Origin of the sequence: Microbacterium sp. NPDC076768 (assembly GCF_040687205.1) — a bacterium.
Taxonomy (GTDB): Bacteria; Actinomycetota; Actinomycetes; order Actinomycetales; family Microbacteriaceae; genus Microbacterium.
In genome coordinates this window covers 1,162,437-1,173,206 of the sequence record NZ_JBFBMU010000001.1, presented here as the reverse complement: position 1 = coordinate 1,173,206, position 10,770 = coordinate 1,162,437, and the positions used below count along the sequence as shown (strand labels likewise).

The window sequence follows — 10,770 nt, the reverse complement described above, 5'->3', positions numbered from 1 at the left end:
ACGTGCTGGGAGGTAACCCCTGCAAACGGATCAGAGCAACTCGGCTGTCTGCCTGGCGATCTGCAACTCCTCGTTCGTTGGCACAACGAGGACTGTCACCGAAGAGGCATCCGTTGAGATGCGACGAATACCGGACTCACGTTTTTCGTTTCGCGCGTCATCGACCTCGATACCCGCGAATCCGAGGGTCGCCATGGATTCAGCCCGCACTGCGGCGGCGTTTTCTCCCACTCCTGCGGTGAACGAGATCACATCTACTCCCCCCAACTGGGCGATGTAGGCACCGGCGTAGGCGCGGAGGCGATGCACGTACACGTCGAATGCCAAGGTTGCGGCCTCATCCCCCTCGGCCCTTCCTGTCAAGATGTCGCGCATGTCGCTGCGACCAGCAAGACCAGCAAGGCCGCTTCGCGTGTTAAGGAGGGAGTCAAGATCGTCAATCGAATAGCCCGCACGACGCGAAAGATGCAGCAGCGCAGCCGGATCGATATCCCCAGAGCGCGTCCCCATCACAAGACCCTCTAGTGGGGTAAGCCCCATCGAGGTTTCTACTGACCGACCACCATCGATCGCGGTCACAGATGCACCGTTGCCAAGGTGAAAGACCAGCTGCCGGAGCGTGGAGTTGTCGCGACCGAGGAATGCCGCTGCCGCTTCACTCACATACTGGTGACTTGTGCCGTGAAACCCGTATCTGCGCACCCGATGTTCTGCGGCGAGGGCTGCGTCAATCGCATAGGTATATGCCGCCGGTGGGAGCGTCTGGTGGAAGGCCGTGTCGAATACGGCGACATGCGGCACCTCGTCGAAGACGGCGCGTGCGGCGACGATACCCGCGAGGTTTGCGGGGTTGTGCAGCGGGGCAAGCACCGCGAGCTCGTTGATCTGACGTTCCACATCAGCATCAATCAGAGTCGGCGCGTAAAAACGAGCCCCACCGTGCACCACACGGTGGCCGACAGCGACCGGTCGATGCTCGTCAAACGACGGACCGTGCGTGGCGAACTGCTCTCGCATCACGTCGAATGCGGTCGCATGATCGGCGATTGTTTGCTCACTGCGATACGTCGCATCCAGCATTGTTGTCGTCGCATCTGCATCTGCTGCGTTCACGGCCGTGTGCGAGACAGGGCTGGTGCTTTGCCCGATGCGCTCGATAAGTCCATTGGCGAGCACCCGCTCATGCTCGATGTCGAGCAGGCTGTATTTGAGGGAGGATGAACCGCTGTTGATCACCAGGATGGCGCTCATCTGTCAGCTCCCACTCTCGGCGTTTTGGGCCTGAATTGCGGTGATCGCGACAGTGTTGACGATGTCATCTACGAGCGCCCCACGGGAGAGGTCGTTGATGGGCTTGTTGAGTCCTTGCAACACGGGGCCAATCGCTACAGCCCCGGCTGATCGCTGCACTGCCTTGTAAGTGTTGTTGCCGGTGTTGAGGTCGGGAAACACAAAAACCGTTGCTTTGCCCGCGACGGCTGAATCAGGAAGCTTGGCTTTGGCAACCGCCGCATCTGCCGCGGCATCGTACTGAATCGGCCCCTCGACGGGGAGCTCCGGCGCACGCTCGCGGACGAGGGCTGTCGCCTCGCGGACCTTATCGACGTCGGCACCGGATCCGGACTCGCCCGTCGAATAGGAGAGCATCGCGACGCGCGGATCGATACCGAACTGCGTGGCCGTTGTCGCCGATGAGATAGCGATGTCGGCAAGCTGCTCGCTGGTCGGGTCAGGGATCACGGCGCAGTCGCCGTAGACGAGCACGCGGTCGGCGAGCGCCATCAGGAAGACGCTCGAAACGACATTCACCCGCGGCTTCGTCTTGATGATCTCGAATGAAGGACGAATGGTGTGTGCCGTGGTGTGCGCCGCGCCTGAGACCATTCCGTCTGCGAGGCCGAGATGCACCATCATCGTGCCGAAGTACGACACATCGGTAACGGTGTCTGCCGCCTGGGCGAGCGTGATGCCCTTGTGCGCGCGCAGGCCTGCGTACTCGGCGGCGAAGCGCTCGACCAACTCAGGGTCGGTAGGGCTGAGTACCTGAGCCGCCTCAATATTGACCCCAATTTCGCCCGCTCGCGCGCGAATGGCGCCCTCGTCGCCGAGGATCGTCAGATCCGCCACCTCTCGCGCGAGCAGGATGGCGGCAGCACGAAGGATGCGGTCGTCTTCCCCCTCCGGCAAAACAACGCGGCGACGGTCTGCTCTGGCGCGTTCCATCAACCCGTACTGGAACATCAGTGGTGTCACGACGCGCGCCTCAGCGAGCCCGAGTTGGGTCGTGAGCTGCGCAATGTCGACGTGTGCCTGGAACAGCCCGAGTGCACGATCGTAACGGCCTCGAGAGTCGGCGGAAATGCGCCCGCGCGTGCTCATCACCCGCACGGCGGTGTCGTACGTGCCGAGGTCGGTGGTGATGATCGGAACGGAAGACCCCAGCCCGTCGAGCAGCTGCACGATCGGCTCCGGCAACGGAAATGGCCCGTTCAGAATGATCCCGGCGATGCGCGGGAAGGTGCCAGAAGAATCGGCCAGCAGGGCGGCCAACAAAACCTCGGTGCGATCGGCGGGGATTACCACCACTGCTTCTTCAGAGAGCCGAGGAAGCACGTTCACCATCGACATGCCTGCGACCACGATTGTCAGTGCTTCTCTTGTCAAACGGTCATCGTCACCCTGCAGGAGCTTTCCGTCGACGGCGGCCAAGAGGCCGCGAATCGATGGCGCGACGAGTGCGCGATCTTCCGGGATAGCCCAGACCGGCGTGGTCTCGACGGGGAGCGATGCCTGCACCGCTTCGATGATCGTGTCGAGTGCCTCTGGGTCGGCCCTGTTGACAGCGACCGCGAACAGTTCAGCGCGCTCTTGCCCCAGCTCGGCGAGGGCAAGGGCGGCGATCTGGGCGACCGCGGCGGCGGGCCTGGCCGTTGTGGTGCCGAGCTGTTCTGCTTGACGTTGCTGATCGCGACCGCTGAGCACGAGCAAAACCGGAGCGCCCAGGTTTGCGGCGATTCTGGCGTTGAACCCCAGCTCGGCGGGGCTCGCAACATCGGTGTAGTCACTGCCGATGATGACCACCGACTCGCACTGTGCCTCTACTGCTTTGAATCGCGCGACAATCGTCGATAGCGCGGCTTCGGGGTTAGCCCGCACATCGTCGTAGGTCACCCCGATGCAATCGTCGTAATCGAGGTGCACTCCGTCGTGCGCGAGCATCAGCTCGAGGATCTCATCTCGCGCGCTGACCGAGCGGGCGATGGGCCGGAACACCCCCACCCGCGGAGAGACACGCATCAGCGCGTCGAGCGCCCCGAGGGCGATCGTCGACTTGCCGGTATGACCTTCGGCCGAGGTTATATAAATGCTCCGCGCCACGAGCCCAGCTTAGGCGCGGCACCAGACAACAGTCGGCACCGGGGCGGTTTCGCTACTGGTTCGCGCGCGCCTCAACGGCACGAATCGCACCCGGACCGTCCGAGAGATGAATTCTCTCTGCGGGATGCAACCGGTAGTACTCAATAATCGCGGCGACGAAGGTCGGATCTGACCCGATCTGTGTGCCACCAACCACCTTACGACCGCCATCTCGCAACTGAACCATGACCTGCGCTTTGTGGGGTCCGCACGTAGATACACGCACAATGTCATCCCACTCGACATCAATCGACGCGCTCTCACGAACCCCACGCAGCCCCCGCTCATCGAGAGTCAGGCCCAGAGGTTTCCGAAGCTCCCCCACCATCCACCCGAGCAGAACAAGACCAGTGACCCCAAGCACGATGGGCCCACTGACCAAAAACCGGCCGCCCGCCATCGGCAAATCGAACACCGAAACAATAATGATGAGAACGCCGGACACGAGACCCGAGACTGCAAAAAGTATCGTTATCGCTCCGTTCGCTGCCGGGGGGAGAAAGCGCAAAGGACCGGTCCTCGAGATCCGCACAACTCCGCGTTTTACTGCTCGCGATAGCACCACAAAATAAGACGGAAGTGCCAGAGACCCGAGGGCCATCCCGCCCATAAGGAGTCTGAACCCACTGCGGCTATCCCATATCGCAAACGCGATACCGATCAACGCGCAGAGGGAGAAGAAAGCCACTGCCCAGCCGAGGGCGGGCGCAGGCCCACCTGTCGGGACCGACGACGGCGTCGCAGTCGGGATGCGCGGAGACAACCGCACTTTTTGAATCATCGTTTACCTCGGAAGTTGAGGCCACACACGCAACTCAGCAACTTGCGCGCGCCTCAACGACCCGAATCGCACCCGGACCGTCCGAGAGATGAGTTCTCTCTGCGGGATGCAACCGGTAGTACTCAATAACCGCGGCAACGACAGCCGGATCGGAGCCAATCTGAGGTCCGCCAACCACCACGGGTCGGCGGCGATCACGAAAATGGAGGGTCAGCTTCATCCCCATCTTCCCACCCGACTCTGCTCGCACGAGGCCGTCCCACTCGACATCGAAGGAAGTATGCTCGCGGACCCCGCGAAGCCCCCGCTCATCAAGAGTGAGACCCGCAGGCGTACGAACCGACCAAAGCAAAGCACCAAGCCCGCCGATAGCGATGATCGCGAGGCCCAGTGGCCCACTCCTCAGAGAGCGACCATCCGCCATCGGCAGATCGAACACCATGCTGATGACAACAATGACCCCAGGAACCAGGCATACGAGTACGAGGAGCACGAGCATCGCCCGGTTCGTTGGCGGGGAGAGAAAGCGCAAAGGACCAGCCTTCGAGACACGAACCACGCCGCGCTTCACAGAAAGAGACACCACCAGAAAATAGGCCTGAAGTACCAGAAGCCCGAAAGCAAAGCTGCCCATGAGGAGTCTGAACCCACTGCGACTATCCCATATCGCAAATGCGATACAGATCAACGCGCAAATGGAGCAAACAACCACTACCCAGCCGACAGCGGGCGCAGGCCCACCTGTCGGGACCAACGACGGCGTCGCAGTCGGGATGCGCGGAGACAACCGCACTTTATGAATCATCGCTTACCTCGCAAGTTGAGGGCCCTGCCATCCGGACGTCGCGTCATACATCCAGCCGTCAATTGATTCGCGCACGTCGAGCGGGACCAGCGCTTCCCACCCCCACCGAGCACCGGCGCCAACAAGGAGAGCGCCACCGACCGCATCGACAACGAGACCACGCGTTCGCACAGATCGTCGTACGTGCGCAGCTTAGACCTGCTCGGGCGACCACTCTATCGACACGCACGAGCTTTCATGCACACGGACCAGAAAGCGCGTCGACCACGGATGTAGCGCCGGCCTCGAATTGTGCGTAGTAGTCGCGGTCCATGTTGACCTGCACGCTGTGAATGGCCACCGTTGGGTCCATCGACTGCCAGTTGGGAAGGCGACCGAGGCGGTCATAGAACAATGTCGTCGTGGTCTCAGGGTCCATTCGCTGCTCGACGCTCCCCCACCAGTCCTGCTGTTGGAACAGTCCGATACTCGTCGTGCGGGAGCCATCCGGGTTCGTAAAACCTTGCGTCTCCCAGTCGCCGTAGTCGATGTTGCGCAGACTGCTCTCCCCCATCGCCGTCATCACGCCGAGGATCTGGCCCTCGCGGTCGAACCCTAGGGACTGCGCTGTGCGCACGATTGTTGCGGCGTTCTCCAGCTGCTCACCACTCCATCCTTTGACGCCAGCAGCGGGAAACTTCTGCGGCTCAGTGATGCAGTAAGGACCTGCGTCACGGGCGAGCCCCACAGGGATCAAGACGAGCATGCCCACAGCGATAGCGACGACGGCACCGGAGAGGAGGATTCGACGCAGAATACGACGTCGCCTCAGCCTGTGCGCCGCCTTTCGCCGCGCCCCTGGTTTGCGTCGACTGGTCGTCTTCTTGCGTCGCGCTGTCGATTTCTTGGTTGCACGACCGCGCGTGGTTGTCGATCTCATCGAGTCATGCTCCGCGCTTCCCGCGCGGGCGCCGGCCCGCAAGCGCTGCGATCCCGCCACCGATCGCTCCGAACAGGTGCGCCTGCCAAGAGACCCCCGCGGCCACCCCGAAGACCCCTGCGGCCATCGAACCGCCGTACAGCAGAAGGACGATGACAGCGACCACGGCGTATGCAATGCGATGCGCGACTCTTCCTGGGGCGAAGACGCGCATGATGACGTAACCGAAATAGCCGAACACGAGCCCCGACGCCCCCACCGTCAGTGTTCCTGGGGTGTTGAACACCCAGGTGCCGGCCCCACTGATAATCGCCACAATGGCTGTGACAGCCCAGAAGCGCCGGGCACCCTCGACCGCCACAAGACAGCCGAGGATAAGGAAGGGGATGGAGTTGGCGATGAGGTGCTGCCAATTCGCGTGCAGCAGCGGACCGAGCACGATGCCGCCCAGCCCCGAAAAGTCCCATGACCGTATTCCGAAGCCTGTAAACGAACCGGGAAGAATCGCATCAGCGAACTGCACGACCCACATCGCAACGAGCAGAAGCACCGGTGAGGCGAACCGGGCGAGGGGATGCTGCGCCCGCGGCGGCTGAGTGACGGTCACCGGACGATTGTCGCAGGTGCGCCCTTGAGCAGACTGAGACTGCGAGACGAATACAGCGCGTAGGCAAAGAAAAAGACTCTCCGCGCACCCAGCAGAGCCCGGTTACCCTTGCTGCGTTTCCGCCCTGGGGGAATTGGCCTGGATGCCGCCACGCGGAGAGCCGCAACTATTCTAACCCGACAGCAACCGGTGCATCGTCACGCCCCGGGTCTTTGGCAGACTGAGCATGTCATGGATGCCTCCGATCGCCCTCTCGCGTTGTGGCACTTTCGCGGCACCCTGCGCACCTACCAGGCGGAGGTGCTGGAACGCATCGCTGTGGGCACCGAGGAGAAGATGCACATCGTCGCCCCGCCAGGATCGGGCAAGACTCTGCTCGGACTCTTACTGGCCGCGCGAGAGGGACACCGAACCCTCGTGCTCGCGCCTACCGTCACTATTCGGCAACAGTGGTTGCAGACAGCCAGAGGAATCGCGCCAGATGACGCATCGGTCTCTGACGATCCACAGGCGCTCGGCGACCTCACTGCGCTGACATATCAGCTCCTGAGCGTCACCGGAGATGGTGCTCCCTTCGACGAGTTAGCCAGACGCCAATGGGTCGCTGAGCTCACAGAAGCCGGACGCTCCGAAGCAGACGCCGCCACCTGGCTCGCGGTACTGAACGTCGATAATGCCCGCGAGTATCGGGCAGGGATACGGCGTCGAGTGCGCCGAGTACGCCGCCAATTCGCACGCCAGCGACCGGATGAACTCGCTCTCGTCTTGCATCCGAACGCCGTCGCTCTGATCGACGCGATCGTCGATGCGGGCGTTCGCACGATTGTTCTCGATGAGTGTCACCATCTCCTCGATCACTGGGCGCTGGTGGTCGCCTACCTGACGGCACGCATCCGCGCCACGGGAAACACTCCGGTCGTTATTGGGCTCACAGCGACGCTCCCCTCGCCTGAGGATGAAACAGAGTACGAGAACTATTCGCAGCTACTCGGCGAAGTGGACTACGAGGTACCCGCCCCCGCCGTTGTGAAAGAGGGACACCTCGCCCCCTACCGCGACCAGGTGTGGTTCACCCAGCCGGAACCGGCAGAAGCAGATTTCATTCGACGCCACGAAGCGCTCCTGGAAGATCTCATCGTCAACGTCCTGTCTTCCCCAGACGGCCTCTCCTACCTCGAAGCGCAGCTACAACCGGAGGTTGCCGACGTGCGCCCCGAGCTCGAGCAGCGCATGCGGCTAGAACGAGCACTCTCCACTGATTTCGCGCTCACCCGCTCCACTGGAGTGGTACTTGCCACTGTCGCTCCCACACATCCTCTATGTGCACTTCTTTCCCCGACGCTTTTCGGCCGCTGCACCACAGACGACCTGCTGGTTGTGCTCACCCGCTTCGCTCAGACACAGCTCCTCACCGACCCAGCCGCACGCGGACAGTGGGACTATGTGCGGCGAGCGCTCGCCGATTTCGGCCACCACCTCACCGACCGAGGCTTGCGAAAAGGGCGCAATCCGATCGAGAGCACGCTGACCTATTCCGCATCGAAAGATCAAGCGGCCGTCGACATTCTGCGCCGCGAGCTCGAAGGCGACGCTGCGGGGCAGCTACGTGCCGTCGTGGTGACGGACTTTGTCGAGCATGGGAACCATCGCGGTATGGCGGGCGAACCTGCGGGCGCACTGCGGGCGTTCGACCTGATCTCCGACGATGAGGTCACGAGAGGACTGCGCCCAGTTTTGCTGACGTCCCGTCATCTGCGGGTACGCGCCGATGACGCAGTGAATTTCGCGACTCTATTGCGCGAGCTCCTTGCCGCTGACGTCACGATCATCGATTCCCCCGGCACGACCCGCGACCTCCAGGTGGCAGACGCCGGACGCGGCCGGCTGGTCGCCGCCGTCTCCGAACTGATCCGTCGGGGAGAGGTCCGCGTCCTTGTCGGCACGAGGGGTCTACTCGGCGAGGGGTGGGATTGCCCATCGGTAAACACCCTCATCGATCTCACAGCCGTCGCCACCAGCGCTGGCACCCAACAGCTGCGCGGCCGCACCCTGCGACTCGATCCTGCGTGGCCGGAAAAGGTAGCGCACAACTGGTCGGTTGCGTGCCTCATCCCGGCCACTGTCGACCTTGATAGCACCACGGAAGTTCATCGTCTGCGACGCAGGCACAGCCACCTGTGGGGCCTTAGTGCCGATGACCGCAGGCAAATCGTCTCCGGTCTTGAGCACGCGCTTCCTGGACCAGCGCTCGCGGCGCTCGATGCCGTACTCGATAAGACTGAAGGTGCGACGATCGAAGAGATCAACGCCCAGACGTCGATGTTGACGCGCACGAGAGCGCACACGCGGGCGGATTGGCGGGTCGGTGAGCCCTGGATCTCTCGGGAGCGCGACGTGGTGTCGATCCGCACCACCCCAGACGCCCGGCTCTTGCGCACAGGACCCGTGCTCGGCGCCGCCGTTCCGGTGACGTTCGGCATCAGCGCCGCCGGAATCGGTGCGGCGCTCGGCGCGTTCGCCACCGTCGGCGCGCTGTCTATCCCGATCGGCGCCGGTCTGGCCACCGCGGCTGTGGGGGCAGCGGTCTCCACCGCAGCGCTGTGCGGTTCAAGCGTGCTGCGAGCGTTGCGCCGCCTCCGCGATCCGCTCTCCCTCTATCAAGGAGCCGCAATCGCGGTTGCCAGAAGCCTGCACGATGCAGGACACATCGCGGTGGTCGACACCGCAGCGATTCAGGTGCGTCACAATCACCGCGATGAGTTTTGGATCGAAGTCGCCGGCAATCCCCGTGAGCGCGACATGATCGCGAACGCCGTGCAGGAACTCTTCGGACCAGCCGAAACGCCGCGTTTCTTGCTCCGAGTTGACCAGGGCGTATTCGGGCGCCCTACCGCGCTACTCAATGGAATCCGTTCGCTCGTCGACCGTGCAGTGCCAGGGCGACGCCTGCTTCCAGTACCCAAAGCACTCTCACGCCGCCGCGCGGATGCCGAACGGTTCGCCGAACGCTGGCTAGAAAGCGTTGGCCAATGCGAACTTCACGAACTTCAGGGGACGACAGGTCTCGCACTGCTGCAGATCGCGCGAAGCACACCGAGCCTCGTAGAGCGCTCAGAACCACGGCGCAAAATCTGGGGATGAGAGTGCACGCGCTCCAAAAACTTCAAAGCAACCTGCCAGAGCTCCGGCATCTTCACCGGGTTACGATCGACTAACGCGCACCGCAGCGCCGACGCGAGAGGGAATGCATGCCAGAGGACGCCCACCGAATCCCGCCGCTCGTTGGTGCCGAGACTTTCGCCGCCCAAACCTCCGCAATCCTCGGGGCGATGGGCCAAGTGATCGACGGGAAGCCGGATGCGGTGCGTAGCGCTCTCATCTGCTTCCTCGCCGAGGGACACCTGCTAATCGAAGACGTTCCAGGGGTCGGCAAGACGATGCTCGCCAAGGCGCTCGCCGCGAGCGTTGATGCCACAGTGCGGCGCATTCAGTTCACGCCAGATCTACTCCCCGGTGACATCACGGGGGTATCGGTGTACAACCCGGTCGACCGTCAGTTTGAGTTCAAGCACGGAGCGGTTTTCGCTCACATCGTGATCGCCGACGAGATCAACCGCTCCTCCCCTAAGACGCAATCAGCACTGTTGGAAGCGATGGAAGAGGGCCAAGTTACGGTCGACGGCGCGACTCATCTGCTTCCTCAGCCGTTTCTCGTAGTCGCTACCCAGAACCCTTTGGAGATGGAGGGAACTTACGCGCTGCCTGAAGCTCAACGAGACCGCTTCATGATGCGCATCTCCATGGGATATCCGGACGCGGCAGCGGAAACCCTCATGCTCCGTCAGCGAGACACCGTGAGTCCGTTGGCTGCTGTCTCACCGGTCACCGACGCGGCATCTGTCGCTCAACTGATCGCGTGGGCGCGAGCGGTGCACGTAGCGCCAGCGCTGGAAGAGTACGCTGTCGCACTCGCGCAAGCGACCCGCTCCGACCCGAATCTGCACCTCGGCGCGAGCCCCCGAGCGACGCTACAGCTCGTGAGAGCGGCAAAGGTATGGGCCGCTCTAGACGGTCGTGAGTACGTTATCCCCGACGACATCACCGCCCTGATCATCCCGGTTTTCGCGCACCGACTCCTGCCAGCACGAGGTGCTCAGCGCGCTGGCGCGCAGTCTGTCGAGGCCGCGCTCACCCAGCTCATCGAGCGTGTGCGCGTTCCCGTCGCCACCCGCGCCTGACCT

General features: G+C 62.9%; 9 protein-coding genes and 1 other RNA gene. 2 read left to right on the top strand and 8 right to left on the bottom strand.

The window, feature by feature from the left end:
• Window positions 1–30 precede the first annotated feature (30 nt).
• The 8 genes from AB0O87_RS05810 to ffs form a co-directional block, all read right to left on the bottom strand.
• The gene (locus AB0O87_RS05810; protein ID WP_363512564.1) at window positions 31–1,251 is read right to left on the bottom strand and encodes an acetate kinase; all 1,221 of its coding nucleotides are present in this window, start codon (window positions 1,249–1,251) and stop codon (window positions 31–33) included.
• 3 nt (window positions 1,252–1,254) lie between these two features.
• Entirely contained in the window at window positions 1,255–3,378 is a 2,124-nt protein-coding gene (gene pta, locus AB0O87_RS05805) for a phosphate acetyltransferase (RefSeq protein WP_363512562.1), read from the bottom strand.
• A 52-nt stretch (window positions 3,379–3,430) separates the two neighbouring features.
• Window positions 3,431–3,862 carry a hypothetical protein gene (locus tag AB0O87_RS05800; RefSeq protein WP_363512560.1) on the bottom strand — a complete coding sequence of 144 codons (432 nt, stop codon included), beginning with the start codon at window positions 3,860–3,862 and terminating at the stop codon, window positions 3,431–3,433.
• A gap of 370 nt (window positions 3,863–4,232) precedes the next feature.
• A complete protein-coding gene (locus AB0O87_RS05795; protein WP_363512558.1) occupies window positions 4,233–4,832 on the bottom strand; it encodes a hypothetical protein in 600 nt (199 codons plus the stop codon).
• 174 nt (window positions 4,833–5,006) lie between these two features.
• Entirely contained in the window at window positions 5,007–5,174 is a 168-nt protein-coding gene (locus AB0O87_RS05790; protein ID WP_363512556.1) for a hypothetical protein, read from the bottom strand.
• A gap of 64 nt (window positions 5,175–5,238) precedes the next feature.
• Window positions 5,239–5,922, bottom strand: coding sequence for a hypothetical protein (locus AB0O87_RS05785; RefSeq protein ID WP_363512554.1), 684 nt, complete (start codon window positions 5,920–5,922; stop codon window positions 5,239–5,241).
• A 4-nt stretch (window positions 5,923–5,926) separates the two neighbouring features.
• Window positions 5,927–6,529, bottom strand: a complete 603-nt coding sequence (locus tag AB0O87_RS05780) for a rhomboid family intramembrane serine protease (protein WP_363512552.1) — start codon at window positions 6,527–6,529, stop codon at window positions 5,927–5,929.
• A gap of 68 nt (window positions 6,530–6,597) precedes the next feature.
• Window positions 6,598–6,694, bottom strand: an RNA gene (ffs, locus tag AB0O87_RS05775) — signal recognition particle sRNA small type.
• A gap of 66 nt (window positions 6,695–6,760) precedes the next feature.
• On the opposite strand from ffs, the gene AB0O87_RS05770 reads away from it, so the two are divergent.
• Window positions 6,761–9,670: a DEAD/DEAH box helicase family protein gene (locus AB0O87_RS05770; RefSeq protein WP_363512550.1), complete on the top strand. Its 2,910-nt coding sequence runs from the start codon at window positions 6,761–6,763 to the stop codon at window positions 9,668–9,670.
• A gap of 107 nt (window positions 9,671–9,777) precedes the next feature.
• Complete coding sequence (locus AB0O87_RS05765) at window positions 9,778–10,767, top strand: MoxR family ATPase (RefSeq protein WP_363512548.1); 990 nt, start codon at window positions 9,778–9,780, stop codon at window positions 10,765–10,767.
• Window positions 10,768–10,770: the final 3 nt, after the last annotated feature.

What these genes read in the sequence shown, in the direction of transcription:
- AB0O87_RS05810 (WP_363512564.1), bottom strand. Translation starts at nt 1,251, where the DNA reads ATGAGCGCCATCCTGGTGATCAACAGCGGTTCATCCTCCCTCAAATAC.
- AB0O87_RS05770 (WP_363512550.1), top strand. Translation starts at nt 6,761, where the DNA reads ATGGATGCCTCCGATCGCCCTCTCGCGTTGTGGCACTTTCGCGGCACC.
- AB0O87_RS05765 (WP_363512548.1), top strand. Translation starts at nt 9,778, where the DNA reads ATGCCAGAGGACGCCCACCGAATCCCGCCGCTCGTTGGTGCCGAGACT.
- AB0O87_RS05795 (WP_363512558.1), bottom strand. Translation starts at nt 4,832, where the DNA reads ATGGGCAGCTTTGCTTTCGGGCTTCTGGTACTTCAGGCCTATTTTCTG.
- AB0O87_RS05785 (WP_363512554.1), bottom strand. Translation starts at nt 5,922, where the DNA reads ATGAGATCGACAACCACGCGCGGTCGTGCAACCAAGAAATCGACAGCG.